The sequence below is a fragment of the Lactiplantibacillus garii genome, from assembly GCF_003885105.1.
In the GTDB taxonomy this organism is placed as follows: Bacteria; Bacillota; Bacilli; order Lactobacillales; family Lactobacillaceae; genus Lactiplantibacillus; species Lactiplantibacillus garii.
On record NZ_QWZQ01000035.1, the window covers coordinates 16,903 to 34,761 of the forward strand.

Sequence of the window (17,859 nt, forward strand, 5' to 3'; positions counted from 1 at the left end):
CTCCCCAACTTACGCCTTCGCCGTTAACGGCTGTTTAGCCGGTGTCCCCGGTTTACGCGGATACCGCTTAGGCGAAGACTGCTTTTTATCGATCACGATGATGTGCCGCGGATCCCCAGTCTCAGGCAGCGTAAAGGCTTCGTCGGCCGTAATCTGACCACCCAAAACTTTCACCGCGTACTCGCCTTCAGCCGTTTCGGTACGGGCATTAGCCGCTTTTAAAGCCACCATCTGACCGCCGACCTTAACTAGTGGCAAGCACAGTTCACTAAGTACCGACAACCGAGCCACGGCCCGGGCCGTCACGACATCGTAACTTTCACGGTGAACGGACTTTTTACCCGCAAAGGTTTCAGCCCGGTCGTGGAACAATTGGACGTTTTTCAGGCCAAGTTGGTCAACTAACTGCTGTAAGAAGTTGATCCGCTTATTAAGCGAATCTACGATGGTCACTTGTAACTGTGGAAAAACAATTTTTAACGGAATCGACGGAAAACCGGCGCCAGCCCCCACGTCACAAATCGTTAACGGCCGTTCCCGTAACGCCGACACGTAAAAGGCGGGCGTAATCGAATCGTAAAAGTGCTTGAGGTAGACTTCCGGTTCGGCGGTGATGGTCGTTAGGTTAAACTGCCTGTTGGTTTCAACCAGTAGTTTAAAATAAGTCGCAAACTGGGCAAGTTGTTGGGTCGTCAGGGCAATGCCATGACTTGCCAACGCCCGTTTAAATTCTTCTGGATTCATATTAAAAAGCTCCTTAATTAAGGTCGCATTTACCTTACACTTGTGAAACAACTTAAATGTTTCACGTCACCTCATAACTTTAACGTAAACGCGGGTTAAAATCAATGCACGAGCTTGGTTAAGCAACCACGTTAACCCCTTGAAAGACTTAGGTTTAGCGTGAGTCGGGAGGATTCATTTTGATTCCATTTTTTTGCAAATTAATTCCACCAAAAAAGGTTGCGAATCCATCGTTCGCAACCTTGTTATCATCTTTATAATAATGACCTACTTCAACCTACCAGACAAAGAGGCCGACGACCCCGGCTGATAAGAGTGAAACTAAAATCCCAGAAAGTAACATGTAACCCACGTTACGGGAAATCAAGTCGTTCTTTTCGCGGTCCACGATTCCCTTGAAGGCCCCGATGATCATCCCAATGGTTGAGAAGTTCGCGAAGGAAGTCAAGAAGACCGTTAAGACGGCGCGGAAATGGGGGGTAAAGGTATTGACCTTACTTGAAACTTCCCCCATGACCACGAATTCGTTAGTCACTAACTTAGTCCCCATGTACGAAGCCATTTGGAACGCTTCGTGCGGGTTGAAACCGAGTAACCAAGCGAACGGGAACATGATGATCCCGAAGATATTTTCCAATGAAAGGTTTGAGTTGATCAAGCCTAACAGTTTATCAATTAATTTAGCGAGGGCAACGAAGGCGATAACGTTCGCGGCAATGATTAAAATCAAGCGGCCGGCGCCTAAAATGGAGTCACCCAAGAAAGAGAAGAAGGGTTCGCGGGCGGGTTTAGCTTGCTTAACTTGTTCGTTAGCTAAGTCTTCCGAACCGCTTTCAGTCGTGTCAGTGGTTTCTTCAACGGCGGAGCTCCCAGAAATTTTGGCAATGGTGTCTTCTTCTGGTTTAACTTCCACAGGATTCAAAATGGCCGCAATGATCGCCGCGTTTAAGACGTTCATCGGGACCGCGGTCAGAATAAACTGACCAGGCATCATTTGAATATAAGCCCCAAGAATTGACGCCGTCACACAACTCATGGACATCATGGCAATCGTCAAGTTCCGCTGTGCTTTCATTTGTTTTAACTGTAACTGTGAAACGGCTAAGGCTTCAGTGTTACCTAAAAACATCATTTCAACAACGAAGAATGATTCGAACTTGGGCTGACCCGTAATGTAAGCCAAGCCCCGACCAACCCATTTGATGACCCATGGCAAGACGCCAATGTAAGTCAAAATATCGAATAATGGCACAATCAATAGAATTGGTAATAACGAACTCGTTACGAAGTCCATCTGTTTAACGTTGACCCAGCTGGCCAATGCAAATGAGATCCCTTCGTACGAAACGTCAACGAGCCAAGTAAATCCGTCGGCAGCGGCTTTGACCGCGTCGACTCCGACTTGTGACCCCGTCAAGAACCATGCTAATAAGACTTCTAAGACCAACATGATACCGACCGAGCGCCAATGAATGGCGTGCTTTTGCTTGGAGAATAAGTAGGCAATCGCAATGAAAACCACGATCCCGATTATATTAACCACCAAGTTAAAGACCATGTGTATAATCCCTCTTCCCTATAAGTGATGAATCAAAAAAGTTATAAAAAACTACCTTTATTAATTTACCATGTTCAGGGGGGTTGTGGTAGCCATTTTTAAAGAAAATGTTAAGGGTGTAAATTAGGCCGTTCCAATCCTAGTAGTGGCGCCATCCAAAGTCAAAAATAATTGTAGTAATTAACAACTATCATCCGCTTTCTAAGTGAATCCACAAAAAAGGTCGTGACCACCAATGTAATCACGACCATTATTGAACAAAAACCGTTCAATTTTAAAAAGAACTCGGTGACTAACCACGCCGAGCGCCCCTGCCAAGGAAGTCCATTATACCGCGTTTAAGAAGTAACCGAACTAATTAATTGACCCAACCGTTAAATGGGAGTAAGCTACGGACAATTAATGAAAGGGGGTGATGCTTTTTGAGTACCATATCTAATCTTAAAGCATCAGTCTCTGCCCTGTTCGGAGCACAAGACTGATACCTTTAAGGAGACCCGGCCAAATCACTGGCCGGGTCTTTTGCTGTCTTAAAACTTTGCGGCCTAAATTGCACAAATGGTATCCCGTTTAGTTCACTGGTTTCCAAAATTACGGTTTGGAGTTGCAAGTTTTCCGGGACTACGCTAAGTTTAAGGGGAACGCTTTACGGAAAGATGAGTTAAAACCTTATGAAAGCAACTACAAAACAAGTTCTAGTCGGGACCGCCTGGCTTATCACTTTATTGGCCGTCATTGGCGGCACCATGTTGTGGCAACACCAAGTTCGTAAACCCCGGCGTAATAGCACGAGTGTCATGGTCACGTCCACGGAACGCATTCCTTCGGTCCTACTACTGGATTCTTCGTTGGACACTGAGCAGCAGCGGCAACTAATTGCAACCATGCAGCGAAACAACGGCTCTCAATCGGTGATCAACGTTCAGATTTTTAAGTCTGGTAAGTTAAAGTTAAGCGGTAAGCTCCGCGAAAGTGATAACCGCCCCTACCTGAAACTGCAACTACCGAAAAACGTTGGTGCTACTAAACAGTCTCAACTCATTGAAGCCACGCTTACGACCATCAAAACGAAATTTCAATTTAAACAGTATAATTTAGTCAGCTACGGTACCGGGGGCCTAATCGCCACCCATTACCTGGAAAATGCACCGCGCCGGCTATCACCAGCGCACTTTATTACCATTGCCACCGCGTTTAACGGAACCAGTACCCAGAAAAACTCGCAACGGATCACGCCAGTCGCGACCAGTCACCGTACTGCGCAGTTAACGCAATTCGTTAACAAGCGGGGCGTCATCGATCCTAGTATTAAAGTATTAGTCGTTGCGGGTAACGCCAAGGGCAAGCGTAATGGTGACGGAGTGGTCCCACTCCAAAGCGCCCTCGCTGCCCAGAGCGTTTTCCGTCCCATCGTTAAAACCTACCAGCAAACCGTTATTCGGGGGTGGTTTGCTGGCCACACCAGTATCCTTGAAAGCTGGAAGCTCAGTAACGTCATTCAAAACTTTATCAACTAACTAAAAATCCGTTCAGTCTTGCAAATTGACTGAACGGATTTTATTGATTTTACGGGTTCGGGTGAACACTTCCCAAATTGTGGTTAGCTACGCTATCAGCACCATGCAAAAACCGCACTTCCTTACCCTGATGGCCGAAACGTGTTCGGGCCAAGCTGGGGCTGTGGTTAGCTACGTCACCAGCATTATGCACAGATTGCGACTTTCCTTATCCTGATTGCTGAAACGTGTTCGGAGTGGCTGATGCCTGTGCTTGCTACGCTATCAGCACCATGCAAAAACCGCATGATACTGATATCTAGGCAATGCTCAGCATCAATCCGCTACTCCTCACACTCTAAACCCACAGCATCTGGTCCGGGTACTCCCTTGTCAAAAACTGCTTGATTGCCCGGATCATCATCGCCGTCGACGGGGCCGTCGCCTGGGTCTTATTCGCAACCAGCGCAATCTCCCGGTTATACGGCTCCGCAAACGGGTACGTGTTAACGTCCCCCGTTAACTTGCGTAACGCTAACTGCGGTAAAATTCCCATACCTAACCCCGATTCCACCATCGAAATAATCGACTGGTCATCAATTGAGAACCGTAAAAAGTTATTCGTAACGTGGTAATGGTCCAGCGCCAACTTCGTATCACGGTCGTAGTCACTCTGTTGTAAAATAAAGTTTTTATCCGCGACATCGTCGGTCGTAATGTAATCCCCGTTTTCCGGAACAAAATCGGCCGGCGTTACGCAGTAGATCGGGTCGTTAATTAGTGAATGGACCAGTAAATTTTCATTGACTGGCATCGAAGTAAACCCAATATCGATCGTCCCAATTTTAGCCCAGTTGGTTATTTCATTAAAATTACCCTGCATCACCGAAATTTTAATGTTCGGATAATTATGGTTAAATTGGCGAATGATCCGCGGTAGCCAGTTGATGCAAACACTACTAAACCCGCCGATTCGAACCGACCCGGAGTGCAATCCCTGGATGTTATCCGCCACTTGTCGCAAGTTACTCTCCGTGTTTAGGATTTCTTGAACGTACGGCAAAACTTGCCGACCATCACTGGTAAGTTCAACCCCCGAACGGTTCCGAATAAACAGTGGAAAACCGAGTTCCTTCTCAAACTGGTTAATGGAGTGACTGACCGCACTAGGCGTCACGTTAAGCGTGGCGGCGGCTTGGTAGAACGTGTGCTGGGCCACCACCGTTGCAAAGACTTCGTACGCAAAGTTTGCCATGCGTTATAAACCCCTTTCACATGAATTAATTTCATTTAATATTGAAAAAGTTGAACTTTACTAACTTCAGCCCCCATTTTATCATAGTGACAATCAAGTAAACCAAAAAGCTTCTAAAAATTCAGTGGGGGAAATTATTATGAAAAACTTATTTGCGAACCGTGTTTTGAATAACGACACTTCTGATTTAAATGAAATTTTCAAAAATAGCGCCAATCCGGAAAACATTTCCTTCGCTGGCGGTTTCCCAGATAACCGCCTCTTTCCGGACCACGATTTAAAAACGGCTTACCAAAACGCCATCAGTCAGGATGGTCAAGCCATCTTCCAGTACGCTTCTACCCAGGGACTCCCCGCCCTTCGGCAAAAACTAGCGAACCGGATGGCAACGTGCGCCGGGGTTCACGTCGATGCAGACAACGTGATGTTAACTCAGGGGGGCCAGCAGGCAATTGACTTAGTGGCTAAGTTACTATTAAATCGGGGCGACGCGATGGCCGTTGAGGGCCCCACTTACATGGGCGCCCTGGCCGCCTTTGATACTTACGAACCTACTTACTACGAAATTCCGGTAGACCAGGACGGTATGGACGTTCATTACCTTAAAAACACGCTGAAGGCCCATCCCGAAATCAAACTGATCTACACCGTGCCCGATTTCCACAATCCTACCGGCACAACGATGAGTTTACGTCGGCGCCAAGCCTTGGTCGCACTAGCTAACCAGTACGACGTCATCATTTTAGAAGACAGCCCCTACCGTGACCTGCGTTACAGCGGAAAAAATTTACCAGCCATTAAGCATTTTGATACCGAGGGCCGGGTCATTTTCATCTCCAGTTTCTCTAAGATCCTCTCCCCCGCGTTACGGACTGGCTGGCTCGTAGCCGATGATGAAATCATGACCGAATTAATCGGGCTAAAGTCGGCAATTGACGTCCAATCTCCCAACGTGACGTTAGCCGCCATTAATAGTTACCTCGACCACCACGATATTGATCACCACATTGCCAACATTAACGCCGCCTACCGGGTTAAACGTGATGCCATGCTGAACGCGCTGGACCGCTACTTCCCTGCAAGCGTCACCTACACCCGGCCAGCCGGTGGATTCTTTATCTGGGTTAGTTTGCCCCAAGGAATCGATGCACAACAATTACTGCGCGACGTCGTCTTGCCACAAGCCCACGTCGCCTACGTCCCGGCTTCCTGCCAGTTCGCTAGTCGCCAAGTCACCAACGGCTTTCGGTTAAACTTTACCAGCCTGGATCCGATCACCATCACGACCGGAGTCAAACGTTTGGGGGCCATCCTACACAACGTAACCACCAACACGACCGTTAAAGTTGGCGCTCAATTGTAAATAAAAGAACGACCGCAGTATTCCGTTGCGGTCGTTCTTTTATTTACCGTCAGCAGCTTACCTTGCTGCTTATGTTCAGGACAGGGTTGGAGAAAAACAATGCGGACTGATTGACATCAAGCATTAAGCCATTAACGGCGTCCCAATCCCGATTTGACATGCTTATACGCATTCGCTACACTAACGCTACGATACTTATTTACCGCGATGCTACGTTAAAATGGGCTGGTATAATACTTATTTTTTGTTAACACTTCCGTTTTTCGATAAACTGGAAGTGTTGCAAAAAAGACTAGGAGTGTGTTGATAATGAAAAGTTGGGTTAAAAAACTAGGTTTAGCCGTTTTTGGGGTCGCGTTAGCCGTCACTTTAACGGCCTGCGGAAGCAAGTCTAGTAGCACCTCAACCAGTAACAACTTGGGACTACAAAAATCGGGGACGCTTACCATCGGTCTGGAAGGTACTTTCCAGCCGTACAGTTACCGTAAAAATGGTAAGTTGACCGGGTTTGAAGTTGACTTAGGGAAGGCCGTTGCCAAAAAAATGGGCTTAAAGGCCAAGTTCGTCCCAACTAAGTTCGATTCGTTAATTGCCGGGTTAAACGGGAACAAGTACGACGTGATTTTAAATAACATGGCGGAAAATTCCCAGCGAAAGCAAAAGTATTTGTTCTCCACCCCGTACATTTATTCCAAGGCCCAGTTGGCCGTTAAAAAGAATTCCAGCATCAAAAAAATTACTGATATCAAGGGTAAAAAAGTCGCTCAAACAACGACTAGTAACAACGCGAGTGACGCTAAACGCTTAGGCGCTACCGTAACCCCAACGGACGGGTTCCAACAATCCATCGACCTCGTTACGCAGGGTCGGGTTGCCGGGACGATCAACTCCCGTGAAGCGTTCTACGCCTACTTTAAACAAAACCCGAAGGCCAACATCAAATTAATTGACGCCGGTAGCGAGATTCCCGCCCAGAAGATTGCGGCGATGATCTCAAAGCAACACCCGAAGATGCAAAAACAAGTTTCTAAGGCAATCCAAGAACTACGTAAAGACGGCACCCTCAAAAAGCTCTCTAATAAGTACTTTGGCGGAAACGTCACGGATAAATAGCCACACTTCGCCGGGCATCATTCCGGCGATTACATAGCACCATCACTTATTTCACAGGAGGATTTTCATGGATTCAATCTGGCACATTATCGTCACCTCGGCACCGCAGATTGCCGTTGCGGGCTTAAAGTACACCATTCCGATTGCCATTATTTCGTTTGCCATCGGCCTCATTCTGGCCGTCTTAACCGCGCTAGTTAAGCTATCTCCACGCCGCGGCTGGTTTTCAATTTTAAAAGCGGTGGCCTACTTTTACGTTTGGCTATTCCGTAGTACCCCGTTACTAGTGCAATTATTTATCGTCTACTTCGGCCTGCCCTACCTCAAAATTAAGGGGATTTGGCCCAACGGGATTCAGCTTGATCCGTGGACGGCCGGGATTGCGACCTTTTCTTTAAACACCGGGGCTTACTGTGCCGAAACGATTCGGGCCGCCATCTTGTCAATCCCCCAAGGTCAGTGGGAAGCCGCCTATTCAATCGGTATGACCAAAACGCAGGTTTTACGGCGCATCATTTTACCGCAGGCCGCCCGCGTTTCGTTACCGCCGCTCTCCAACAGCTTCATTAGTTTGGTCAAGGATACGTCGTTAGCCGCCTCAATCACGATTATCGAAATGTTTGAAGTCAGCCAACAAATCGCCGCCGAAAACTACCAGCCGCTCGTCATGTATTCGCTGGTCGCCGCGTTTTACGCCGTCTTATGTACCGTTTTAAGCTGGCTGCAGGGCTACTTAGAAAAACGAACGTCCCGTTACTTACGCCCACTTAATTAGGAGGTCCCGCCATGATTAAATTTGAACACGTTCAAAAAACGTTTGGCGACCACCAAGCGTTGAGTGACATCAACACCACCTTTAACGCCCACGAAACGACCGTTATCGTCGGCCCGTCCGGTTCCGGTAAATCAACATTACTTCGTTCTTTAAACTTATTAGAGCGGCCCGAAAGCGGGCTGTACCACTTTAACGACCAGACGATCGACTTTGCAAAGCCGCTGACGAGTAAAACCGTCCTAAACGTCCGCCGCAAAACCGGGATGGTCTTTCAAGATTACAACCTCTTCCCCCACCTCAGCGTACTTAAAAACGTGATGGAGGGTCCGGTTCAGGTCTTGAAACAAAAACCAAGTGCGGCTAAGCAAACCGCCCTCGACCTCCTCACTAAAGTGGGCTTAGCGGATAAGGCCAACGCTTTTCCGGGCCAGCTTTCCGGTGGGCAGCAGCAACGGGTCGCCATCGCTCGTTCACTCGCGATGAACCCCGAATACGTCTTACTAGACGAACCAACCAGCGCCCTCGATCCCGAATTGGAAGCCGGCGTCCTGCGAGTCTTACTGGCATTGGCACAGGAAGACAACTCGATGATCATCGTGACCCACAATATGGAATTTGCCCGGGCCGTTGCCGATAAGATTCTCTTCGTAGAAGACGGTAAAATTTTATTTGACGGCACCCCCGCGGAATTCTTTAAGCAACCGACCCAACGCATTGCGGACTTCCTAGCCGCCATGACCTTTACCACCATTTCAGACAAAGCTAATCAATAAGTTTCACCCTGTTCAAGGCCCGTTTGACTTCAAGTTGAACGGGTCTTTTTGTCGAGGTTAGTTGACACAACGAGGGGCTTATCCTATACTACGAATTGAACAATACTATACGACGTATAATATCGCAGGAGGAATAATGATGGCCATTCAAATTAGTTCCGAATTACTGGACGGCTGCGTGTTAGCGTGTTTAAAAACGCAAGATTACTACGGCTACGCACTAACCCAACGCCTACAGGCTTCCATTTCCGTTTCTGAATCGACCCTCTATCCCGTTTTGCGGCGATTAAAAAAGAACGGCTGGGTCACCACGTACGATCAAGCCTATCAGGGGCGGAACCGGCGTTACTACCAAATTACGACGACCGGCGAAGCACAACTAACCACCATTCAGAAAGATTGGGCAACCTATAACCAAGCAATTAATACCTTACTTCAAGGTCAAGGAGGAGCGTTGGCATGAACAACTACTTAGATAAATTTAACGCCTTACTCGTTCAGCTGAAGGATACTGAACGAGAAGAAGTCGTTGAATTTTACCGGGAATACTTACTGGACGCGCAGATTCAAGAATATGACGAGTGCGTGGCCGAACTGGGGACACCCAAACAACTAGCCCGTAAAGTCCTCGCCGACTATTCAATTAAGTTTAATGAAGACCTCAACGGTAATACTTCTAAAACGCAACAATCCCGGGCCGGAATTCGAACAATTTGGTGGGTCGTTTTAGCCCTGATCTCCACACCCATCACCATTCCAGCCTTACTCGTCATCGCGCTGGCCCTCGTGGTGATCGCCGCCCTCGCCTTTGCGGCGGTTGCGACCGTCGCCGCGTTAATTTTCGCTGCCACCATGCTGGCCATTTCGATGTTAGTTGCCGGTGTTGGCGTAATTGGCCAATCCGTTTGGGTCGCCTGCTTCTACATCGGTGCCGGTTTGACGGTACTCGGTGGCGAATTACTCGTTGCCCCGATCGTTATCTGGTTCGTTAACCTAATTATTCAGGGGATTTCAATCCTCGTTCAACGACTGTACCACCGGTTCGTCAAAAAAAACCGTGCTGAGAGAGGAGGCCGCCACCATGCGAAAAACCGTTAAAGTCGGCGTTATTTTATTGGTACTCGGCGTCATTATGTTAATCTTTGGGATCGCCAATAACGGCATTCAATCCGTTTACTGGGAAAAGGGCTTTAAAGTCGTTAAAACTCACGAAAAGACTTACCAACCAAAAAAGATTACGGACATTACATTAAGCAGTAATGAAGACGTGGTCATTGAACGTGGCGACGTCGCGACCATTAAAGTCACAACAACCCGCAAACTTGCTGACGTCGAAATCAACAATGGTCACGTGACCATTAGCTCCAGTTCTCCAACCGCGACGTCCGACACGGTTGGCTACATGTTTAACGACGGTAGCGAAAGTAACCGAATCGTGATCACCATCCCCAAACGCACCACGGTTAACTGGATCAAGGATACTGACAAACAATTTGGTGACGTAAACGTCCAAAACGTCACCGCTAAGCACGTCCAATTGTTAAACGGCAACGGCGACGTTCGATTATCCAGCGTTAACATTAAAAACCAGGCCGAGTTTTCAGCGGACACCTTACATTTAACTGACGTTACCGCTCCCACCCTAAAAGCCAAGGGAAGTGACGTTACCATCAGCGACAGTCACTTTAACGACGGTGCGTCGAAGGTCCAATCCAATGATGGTGATATTAAGATTGGGGAAACTCAGTTCAAAACGGCCAAGGTCCATTCAGACGATGGCGATATCCGTTTAAACCAAAACCACGTTACCAGCCTCAGCGCCACCACCGACGACGGTGACATTCATTTGTCAGCCAATAAAAGGGTTGGGGTTTACGCCCAAACCGACGATGGCGACCTCAGTATTTTTGGCTACCGCAGCGATACTGATCAAAGTTACCATTACAATAAAACGGCTAAACAGCAGTACCACCTGACTTCCGGTGACGGTGACGTTACCGCAACGGCAGCCTAAAAAAGTAGCCTAAAACCTTAAGGGGCGTAAATGACTCAAAGTAAACTGAGTCATTTACGCCCCTTGTATTTTCGTAGTGATGGTACCAAAAGTTACTTTTTACAACTGACCATTATAAATATCGAACCAAACTAAGACTAACGACAGGATAAACATACCGATAAACGCGACCAGGTGCCACCACTTGTTGCGCACGAAGATGGCAATGTATTCACGAATAATCGCGTCCGGTAAAAAGAACCGGGCCGTTCGAGCACCAATACCGTCCGCTTTTAAGCCGGCCTGCTTAGCAAACATCCCGGCCCGAAACGTGTGGTAATTATTGGTAACAAAAATTGTTCGCGGCTTTTCAACCGGCCCCTGATCGATTAAAGCTTTACTGTACTGCATATTTTGGAGGGTCGTTTTAGAACGCGTCTCCGCCCAGCCGTGTTCTGCCGGTAGTCCGTGTTTAACGGCGTAATCCAGCATGGCTTGCCCTTCCGGGACGGTTTCATCGGCACCCTGCCCCCCGGAGAAAATCATGACGGCCGGGTGCTGGGTCTTGGCCTGCTGCTTCTTATAAAACGCTAACCCGCGCATAATCCGTTGACCAAGTAACGGCGACACCTGGTCACCGTCTAACAGGCCGGCACCCAGCACAATAATGTAGTCTTGCCTAAGTCGCGGCCAATTAAATTGGTAAATGACCAACATTGTCAGGTAGTTATAAAACCAAAACGCCACGTAAAAAATAACCAGATTCGGGAAAATTGCCATCCAGTAACTAACCGGTTGGGGCACGTGGTTGCTAATTGTGTTGCCAACAAACGGTAAAATTAAAATTGCCAATCCCAAGAATAAGGTCAACATGTTCGCCACCGTATGACTTTCGCGTCGCCAGACGATCCACGCGTTCCAGAGCAGCAGAAACGCTTGTAAAACAAACACTAAGCTCAGTAACATTAAAAATAGCACAAACAGCGTCCCACAAATGATAATCAACCAGTGATTGTTCGTTCCAAAAATTGACATCGCCAGTAACGCTAGAAACGAATAGAAAAATAGCGAAAACCAAATGCCGTTGCTTAGTCGCACCTTATTATGATGATAACGCCAAGTAAAAATCACCCCGAAAGTTATCGGAACGAGCCACGCCCAGTAAGCCATTGCTGGAATCGGGACCCAAACCGCCGAATTGTTCACGCCAACACCCCCATTGATGATTAATTTCATGTTTTATAATAGCATATTTAATTAACCAACCAGTACCGGGACCCGTTCTAATTACTTCAACTGTTTCTGGGCGTTATAGAAATTGCGGTAAGCTAAGTAGCAGGCAATGATCGAACCCAAGCTGGTTGCCGACAGCAACATGAAGGTCACCATGATCTGGTACTTGATGGCCCGCACCGGATCGACGCCGGCAAAAATCAATCCCGACATCATCCCCGGCAAACTAACTAGTCCCACCGTTTTGGCAGAATCAATGGTCGGGGCCATTCCGGTCCGGATTGCTTCACGGACAATGGCGATCGACGCGTCAAGCAAGTTGGCCCCCAGTGCGAGTCGTTCCAAAACACCCTGCCGCTGATCGTGAAACTGACTATTAAGACTACGAAACGCTAACCCAATCGCCACCATCGAGTTTGACGCAATCATCCCGGAAATTGGAATCATCTGTGACGGGATAAACTTGATGGCACCCGACAACACGAGCACGCCCAGCGTTACCCCGGTACTAGCTAGGATTGCCAGTAGTGAGATGGGCAGGGCGTGGTCGATGCCCGCGCCCCGCTTTTTAGCGTTCCAAGCCGCGTTAAAAATGATAAAGCCCATCATGGCAAGTGTCAGCCACAAGTTATTGACCCGAAAAATATACTTTAACAAGTACCCCACGATAAACAGTTGGACCACGGCGCGGACAACGCCCACCACGATGTCCTTGTCTAATCCCAATTTTTGCCACAAGCTAATTCCCAGCGCAACCAACACCAGCATGGCAGCTAGAAATAGCGACGTATTATTAACGGCTAAATTCATTTTCCCACCTCCAAACGACCATTAACGACCCGCATTAACTGGCTGGCTGCGGCAATCTCCTGCGTATCGTGGGTAATCATGATCGTTGTCACTCCCCGGTCCTGGTTCAAATGCCGTAACCAGTCGTGGATAATGGTTTTGTTCCCCTCATCCAAGCCGGCCGTTACTTCGTCCAACAGGAGGACTTTCGGTAAAAATAAAATATTGCGAATCAGTGCGACCCGTTGCCGCTCCCCACCAGACAAATCGGTGACTTTTTGGTGCAGCGTTTGTTCCGTCAGCCCAACGTAAGTCAAAGCTTCCAAAACGTGCGCGGAATCAACCGGCAATTTACGGATTTGATAAGGAAAGGCCACGTTATCTTCCACGGTTGCCCCGAACAGGGTCGGCTGCTGAAAACAGTACGAAACCTGCCGGCGGTACGCAATTGGGTCGTAATCCTCAATCGGGCGACCATCAAAGAACAATTCGCCACTTGTTTTGGAAATCATTGACGCGATAATTCGCAACAACGTACTCTTACCACTACCGGACGGCCCGGTCAAAGTCACGTGCGCCCCCGCTGGTATTTCCCAGTTCACGTCGTGTAAAATTTGTTTATCCCCGACCCGGTAATTAACTTGTTCTAGTGTCATTAAAGCTGTCACTCAAAAGGCCTCCTCACTTTTGTTCTAGTTTAGAATCATTATAACTAATTGGTTAAACCGTTTTCAACTACGACGCTCACCCTTTTACCCTGCGCCTAACTTTAGTAACTGCCCACCGCCATGCTATAATGTTCTGAAGGCAGTTCTCACAGAAAACGAGGTTAAGAAATACCTATGAAATCCAATAATCATTATTCTAATCAACACCGGTCGAACCGTGACCGTCGTGGTACCCACCCAACGGAAAGGGTTCAGGCTGACGTTCAGATTGGTCAACGCTTTCCCCTGACCATCAAGCGGCTCGGCATCAACGGCGAAGGGATCGGCTACTATAAGCACGTTATTACCTTTGTTAAGGGGGCCCTCCCCGGCGAAGTGGTCGTGGCCGAAGTCACCGCCGTTCACCCCCGTTACTTGGAAGCCCGCTTACGAACGTTACGTAAACCGAGCCCCGACCGCGTGGATCCCCGCGACGAATACACCGGTGAAGTCGGTGGGTTTGAGCTGGAACACTTGGATTACCCGGCCCAATTAAAGTTCAAACAGGATCTAATTCGCCAGGCCCTTGAAAAGTACCGTCCGGCGGGTTACCGCAATTACGAAGTCCGTCCAACCATTGGTATGGCCGACCCTTACGAGTACCGTAATAAGGCTCAGTTCCAAGTTCGGATGATCGACGGTCACGTTGCCGCCGGGTTATATAAAGAAAATAGCCACGACTTGGTCGACCTGCCGACTTGCTCCGTCCAAATGCCGGTGACCATGGAAGTCATGCGCCAAGTGGTCGCTTGGTTGGAAGAGCTCCAGGTTCCCATTTACGATGAAGAACACAACTCCGGGATCGTTAAAACGGTGGTTGTCCGGGCCGCTGCGGCCACTGGTGAAGTTCAGCTAGTCTTCATCACTAACACACCCAAGTTGCCTAAGAAACACCAGTTACTGATGAAAATCGCCGCCAAGTTACCAATGGTGGTTTCCGTGATGCAAAACGTTAACGCGGGTAAAACTTCGTTGATCTGGGGTGATCAAACCACCCTGTTAGCTGGCAAACGGACCATTACCGAAGAACTCGACGGTCTTGCCTTTGACCTGTCCGCCCGGGCCTTTTTCCAACTAAACCCGGAGCAAACGCAAAAGCTGTACCGTTTAGCCCGTGAAGCACTGAACCTAGCGCCCAACGAAACGCTGGTTGACGCCTATTCCGGGGTGGGGACGATTGGGCTATCACTCGCCGACGTGGCCAAGGAAGTCCGCGGGATGGACACGATTCCGGCCGCGGTCGTGGACGCCAACGACAATGCCAAGCTAAACGGTATCACCAACGCCCGTTACGAAGTTGGTGAAGCCGAAGTACTATTACCCCAGTGGTTAGCCACCGGGTTTGCACCGGACGCGATCATCGTGGACCCGCCCCGTACTGGCCTGGACAACGTTTTGATCGACGCCATTTTACAAAGTGCGCCCGAAAAACTCGTTTACATCTCGTGCAACCCGTCCACGTTGGCTCAGGATCTGCGGGAACTGACCCGCGGTTACCAAGTGGATTACATTCAATCCATTGATATGTTCCCACAAACGGCGCGCTGTGAAGCGGTCGTCCGCTTTACTAAGCGTCACTAATTACTTTGGAAGGAAGTTCTTGCGATGGCAGAAACCGATAGTCAAATCGCATTAACGATGACCTTTACGTTACGGCCACCGTTCAAAACGCACTTTTTACTGATTAAAGATTATAACGCTGACGTGCACATTCCCGCCCGCGACGGCGTGTTAACGGCCATAATTGCCAAAAACATCCCGTTATCACCGGCTCTCGAGCAGTTGAAGGCCATCTTTGACGACGTTCAAAATCCGGTTTACTGGCAACTACACGACCAGGCCGTGCACGAATACTTTACCAGTCATCCCAATATGCGGCCGGTGCTCCCCTTAGACTTACTACAAGTCATGCTGAACACGTTATCGGCACAGGGGTTAAGTGATGACCAACTGACTCACATCATGAAGGCCGTTTTTGACCGGTTGCAAACCAACAACTTCAATGGTCAGGCCGCCCAACGAATTCTAACCGAATTTACCGCAAAATAGTTGACCGTACCAAAAAACAGAGTGTGCCAAAAGTCGGTTAGCGGGTGAGCATTAACGGCGTATGGCGAATAATCCTGGGCTTGGATTATTTGACATACGTGGTTAAGCGGAGCCCGCTGACTTTTGGCGCACGTTTCGACAATAATTATTCGGAGATAAAACAGAGGCTGTGACTTTTGCCACAGCCTCTGTTTTGACGTCTGACCACTTTACTTAAAATACCGGGCCAGGACCCGTTGAATGCCCGGCTGATCGTTATCGGTCGTCACTAGGTCGGCGGCCGCCTTGACCTGTGCGGGCGCGTTTCCCATGGCCACGCCAATGCCGGCCATTTGCAACATTGCCACGTCGTTAAAGTTATCGCCAAACGCAATCACCTGATCCGGAGTTAACCCATCGTCTTTAAGCAACGTCCTTAACGCGGCGGCTTTGGTTACTCCCGCCGCCACAATTTCCAGGTAGGTGTCTTTCGAACGATAAGCGGATAGCCCGGCAAAGGTCGAGGCCGTTAACGCTTTTTCAATTGCCCTGATGATTGCTGGTTCCGCCATGATCAGGATTTTATGGACCGGTTCACTAGCCGCCTCAAGCCAGGCCGTTAAATCGGTGACATGTGGCGGAAAACCAATTCCCGCCGCTTCCTGTTGCTCCCAGGAACCGTTTTGGGCTACAAACCAGTCGTTATTAGCGTAAACGTTAATTGACGCGTCCGGCCAGTGCGTCATGACTAACCGGTTGACGGCTTGCGCTAACGTTTGTGGAATCGGCCGCTGTTCAAAAACCTGCAATTCATTAGCCGCGTTGGTTTTAGCCGTGAGGGCTCCGTTATAAGCAATCATCGTGGAATCAATGCCGAGTTGTTGCGCTAGCTGAAACATTCCTCGCGGCGGCCGGGCCGAAGCGAGCACCACGTTAGTCCCCCGCTGTACCGCGGTCCGAATCCCGCTAATGGTAGTCGGTAACAGTTCACCCCGACTGTCTACTGGGGTCCCGTCAATATCACTGATAATTAATTTAACGTCGCTCATAATTTGCCTCCTCTAAGTTAATAAACCGCGTTGTCGGCGGAAACCACGCCCGTTCCGTTAAAGTTAAGGGTTCGTCAGTCAATACTAGTTGTAGTTGATCCAAGCGACCGCCACAAAAACGAGCGGAATTACCAAACTTACGGTGTTCACAAACCAGCACTCCGCGGGCCGTTTGATTGAGTGCCTGGCGTTTAACGGTCGCGTCGGTCGCATCACTGTAAAACACCCCGTTGGCGTTGACGGTCGCCGCTCCAATCAACACCTGATCAAAATACACCGTTTTTAATTCGGCCAACGCCGCCGGGCCCATGAAAAAGCGGTTGTTTTGGTTAAGCTCACCACCTAATAGGTGTAAATCAACCGCGGCGTTCGTCGCTAAACTAATGGCGTTATCCAATGAATGGGTGTACACGGTGCAACGTTGCGTTACGAGCTGGGTCAGTTTTAACAGGGTCGTCGAAACGTCAATGAAGACGTATTGTTCCGGTTCAATTAGTGGTAGGGCCCGCTTGGCTAGCGCCGTTTTAACCGTATCAAACTGTTGTAACCGGTCCTGGTAACTCGGAATCGCACTTCCAAAATTCAGTACTTGTAGTCCACCGTGAATACGCTGAGCTAATCCCCGCTCCGTTACCGCCACAATATCGCGGCGGGCGGTGTCCCGGGAAACCGCCAAGAACACCATCACGTCCGCAACGCTCATTTGTCGAACCTGGTCTAGGTGGGTTAATAACTGCCGTTGACGCGTCACTTGATCCATCTAAATTCCTCCCCCCTTTTGTTACTATTAGTATAACACGCTGTAAGGATTAAATAAGTATTTTTAAGCGGTTTGGTAATTAATTTAAGTAAAAGAGCAAAAACATACTAAGATTAGCTCTGTAAAACCAAAACGGTTTTACAGAGCTTTTTGAATTACAGTGGAATATGTGGAGCTAAAGATCACACATAGCCCCTTGGACTTCGAGTCCGTAACCATAAAC

At 48.6% G+C, this 17,859-nt stretch carries 18 protein-coding genes; 10 read left to right on the forward strand and 8 right to left on the reverse strand.

Annotated features, from left to right (window positions below; genetic code table 11):
- Positions 1 to 9 precede the first annotated feature (9 nt).
- A complete protein-coding gene (gene rsmG, locus D1831_RS10115; protein WP_125072824.1) occupies positions 10 to 744 on the reverse strand; it encodes a 16S rRNA (guanine(527)-N(7))-methyltransferase RsmG in 735 nt (244 codons plus the stop codon).
- 277 nt (positions 745 to 1,021) lie between these two features.
- Positions 1,022 to 2,302, reverse strand: a complete 1,281-nt coding sequence (locus tag D1831_RS10120; RefSeq protein ID WP_125072825.1) for a NupC/NupG family nucleoside CNT transporter — start codon at positions 2,300 to 2,302, stop codon at positions 1,022 to 1,024.
- A gap of 671 nt (positions 2,303 to 2,973) precedes the next feature.
- Here D1831_RS10120 and D1831_RS14555 point away from each other — a divergent pair.
- Complete coding sequence (locus D1831_RS14555; RefSeq protein WP_179950323.1) at positions 2,974 to 3,819, forward strand: alpha/beta hydrolase; 846 nt, start codon at positions 2,974 to 2,976, stop codon at positions 3,817 to 3,819.
- A gap of 337 nt (positions 3,820 to 4,156) precedes the next feature.
- On the opposite strand, the gene D1831_RS10130 is transcribed toward D1831_RS14555, so the two are convergent.
- Positions 4,157 to 5,053, reverse strand: coding sequence for a LysR family transcriptional regulator (locus D1831_RS10130; RefSeq protein ID WP_125072826.1), 897 nt, complete (start codon positions 5,051 to 5,053; stop codon positions 4,157 to 4,159).
- Positions 5,054 to 5,192: 139 nt separating this feature from the next.
- On the opposite strand from D1831_RS10130, the gene D1831_RS10135 reads away from it, so the two are divergent.
- From D1831_RS10135 to D1831_RS10165, 7 genes are all read left to right on the forward strand, one after another.
- Positions 5,193 to 6,416: an aminotransferase-like domain-containing protein gene (locus D1831_RS10135; protein ID WP_125072827.1), complete on the forward strand. Its 1,224-nt coding sequence runs from the start codon at positions 5,193 to 5,195 to the stop codon at positions 6,414 to 6,416.
- A 309-nt stretch (positions 6,417 to 6,725) separates the two neighbouring features.
- Entirely contained in the window at positions 6,726 to 7,529 is an 804-nt protein-coding gene (locus D1831_RS10140; protein ID WP_125072828.1) for a transporter substrate-binding domain-containing protein, read from the forward strand.
- A gap of 76 nt (positions 7,530 to 7,605) precedes the next feature.
- Entirely contained in the window at positions 7,606 to 8,304 is a 699-nt protein-coding gene (locus D1831_RS10145) for an amino acid ABC transporter permease (protein ID WP_179950324.1), read from the forward strand.
- A gap of 11 nt (positions 8,305 to 8,315) precedes the next feature.
- The gene (locus D1831_RS10150; RefSeq protein WP_125072830.1) at positions 8,316 to 9,077 is read left to right on the forward strand and encodes an amino acid ABC transporter ATP-binding protein; all 762 of its coding nucleotides are present in this window, start codon (positions 8,316 to 8,318) and stop codon (positions 9,075 to 9,077) included.
- 139 nt (positions 9,078 to 9,216) lie between these two features.
- On the forward strand, positions 9,217 to 9,540 hold the full coding sequence (locus D1831_RS10155) for a PadR family transcriptional regulator (protein WP_125072831.1): 324 nt from the start codon (positions 9,217 to 9,219) through the stop codon (positions 9,538 to 9,540).
- Positions 9,537 to 10,175: a DUF1700 domain-containing protein gene (locus D1831_RS10160; protein WP_125072832.1), complete on the forward strand. Its 639-nt coding sequence runs from the start codon at positions 9,537 to 9,539 to the stop codon at positions 10,173 to 10,175. Before D1831_RS10155 ends, D1831_RS10160 begins: the two co-directional genes overlap by 4 nt.
- Positions 10,159 to 11,091 (forward strand): DUF4097 family beta strand repeat-containing protein, encoded by a 933-nt coding sequence (locus tag D1831_RS10165; protein ID WP_125072833.1) that lies wholly within the window; start codon positions 10,159 to 10,161, stop codon positions 11,089 to 11,091. Before D1831_RS10160 ends, D1831_RS10165 begins: the two co-directional genes overlap by 17 nt.
- Positions 11,092 to 11,190: 99 nt before the next feature.
- Here D1831_RS10165 and D1831_RS10170 read toward each other — a convergent pair whose 3' ends face one another.
- The 3 genes from D1831_RS10170 to D1831_RS10180 all read right to left on the reverse strand — a co-directional run bounded on the left by D1831_RS10170 (position 11,191) and on the right by D1831_RS10180 (position 13,748).
- Positions 11,191 to 12,276 carry a YdcF family protein gene (locus D1831_RS10170; protein ID WP_125072834.1) on the reverse strand — a complete coding sequence of 362 codons (1,086 nt, stop codon included), beginning with the start codon at positions 12,274 to 12,276 and terminating at the stop codon, positions 11,191 to 11,193.
- Between the two features lie 81 nt (positions 12,277 to 12,357).
- A complete protein-coding gene (locus tag D1831_RS10175) occupies positions 12,358 to 13,113 on the reverse strand; it encodes an ABC transporter permease (protein WP_125072835.1) in 756 nt (251 codons plus the stop codon).
- Entirely contained in the window at positions 13,110 to 13,748 is a 639-nt protein-coding gene (locus D1831_RS10180) for an ABC transporter ATP-binding protein (RefSeq protein WP_404819899.1), read from the reverse strand. Before D1831_RS10180 ends, D1831_RS10175 begins: the two co-directional genes overlap by 4 nt.
- Before the next feature lie 186 nt (positions 13,749 to 13,934).
- Here D1831_RS10180 and rlmD point away from each other — a divergent pair, with 186 nt between their 5' ends.
- Positions 13,935 to 15,380, forward strand: a complete 1,446-nt coding sequence (rlmD, locus tag D1831_RS10185) for a 23S rRNA (uracil(1939)-C(5))-methyltransferase RlmD (RefSeq protein WP_125072837.1) — start codon at positions 13,935 to 13,937, stop codon at positions 15,378 to 15,380.
- A 24-nt stretch (positions 15,381 to 15,404) separates the two neighbouring features.
- Entirely contained in the window at positions 15,405 to 15,848 is a 444-nt protein-coding gene (locus D1831_RS10190; protein ID WP_125072838.1) for a hypothetical protein, read from the forward strand.
- A gap of 209 nt (positions 15,849 to 16,057) precedes the next feature.
- On the opposite strand, the gene D1831_RS10195 is transcribed toward D1831_RS10190, so the two are convergent.
- Positions 16,058 to 16,876, reverse strand: a complete 819-nt coding sequence (locus D1831_RS10195; protein ID WP_125072839.1) for a Cof-type HAD-IIB family hydrolase — start codon at positions 16,874 to 16,876, stop codon at positions 16,058 to 16,060.
- Positions 16,863 to 17,636 (reverse strand): DeoR/GlpR family DNA-binding transcription regulator, encoded by a 774-nt coding sequence (locus D1831_RS10200; RefSeq protein WP_125072840.1) that lies wholly within the window; start codon positions 17,634 to 17,636, stop codon positions 16,863 to 16,865. The genes D1831_RS10195 and D1831_RS10200 overlap by 14 nt, the downstream gene beginning before the upstream one ends.
- Between the last annotated feature and the right edge of the window lie 223 nt (positions 17,637 to 17,859).

What these genes read in the sequence shown, in the direction of transcription:
- rsmG (WP_125072824.1), bottom strand. Translation starts at nt 744, where the DNA reads ATGAATCCAGAAGAATTTAAACGGGCGTTGGCAAGTCATGGCATTGCC.
- D1831_RS10120 (WP_125072825.1), bottom strand. Translation starts at nt 2,302, where the DNA reads ATGGTCTTTAACTTGGTGGTTAATATAATCGGGATCGTGGTTTTCATT.
- D1831_RS14555 (WP_179950323.1), top strand. Translation starts at nt 2,974, where the DNA reads ATGAAAGCAACTACAAAACAAGTTCTAGTCGGGACCGCCTGGCTTATC.
- D1831_RS10130 (WP_125072826.1), bottom strand. Translation starts at nt 5,053, where the DNA reads ATGGCAAACTTTGCGTACGAAGTCTTTGCAACGGTGGTGGCCCAGCAC.
- D1831_RS10135 (WP_125072827.1), top strand. Translation starts at nt 5,193, where the DNA reads ATGAAAAACTTATTTGCGAACCGTGTTTTGAATAACGACACTTCTGAT.
- D1831_RS10140 (WP_125072828.1), top strand. Translation starts at nt 6,726, where the DNA reads ATGAAAAGTTGGGTTAAAAAACTAGGTTTAGCCGTTTTTGGGGTCGCG.
- D1831_RS10150 (WP_125072830.1), top strand. Translation starts at nt 8,316, where the DNA reads ATGATTAAATTTGAACACGTTCAAAAAACGTTTGGCGACCACCAAGCG.
- D1831_RS10155 (WP_125072831.1), top strand. Translation starts at nt 9,217, where the DNA reads ATGGCCATTCAAATTAGTTCCGAATTACTGGACGGCTGCGTGTTAGCG.
- D1831_RS10160 (WP_125072832.1), top strand. Translation starts at nt 9,537, where the DNA reads ATGAACAACTACTTAGATAAATTTAACGCCTTACTCGTTCAGCTGAAG.
- D1831_RS10165 (WP_125072833.1), top strand. Translation starts at nt 10,159, where the DNA reads ATGCGAAAAACCGTTAAAGTCGGCGTTATTTTATTGGTACTCGGCGTC.
- D1831_RS10175 (WP_125072835.1), bottom strand. Translation starts at nt 13,113, where the DNA reads ATGAATTTAGCCGTTAATAATACGTCGCTATTTCTAGCTGCCATGCTG.
- D1831_RS10180 (WP_404819899.1), bottom strand. Translation starts at nt 13,748, where the DNA reads ATGACACTAGAACAAGTTAATTACCGGGTCGGGGATAAACAAATTTTA.
- rlmD (WP_125072837.1), top strand. Translation starts at nt 13,935, where the DNA reads ATGAAATCCAATAATCATTATTCTAATCAACACCGGTCGAACCGTGAC.
- D1831_RS10190 (WP_125072838.1), top strand. Translation starts at nt 15,405, where the DNA reads ATGGCAGAAACCGATAGTCAAATCGCATTAACGATGACCTTTACGTTA.
- D1831_RS10195 (WP_125072839.1), bottom strand. Translation starts at nt 16,876, where the DNA reads ATGAGCGACGTTAAATTAATTATCAGTGATATTGACGGGACCCCAGTA.
- D1831_RS10200 (WP_125072840.1), bottom strand. Translation starts at nt 17,636, where the DNA reads ATGGATCAAGTGACGCGTCAACGGCAGTTATTAACCCACCTAGACCAG.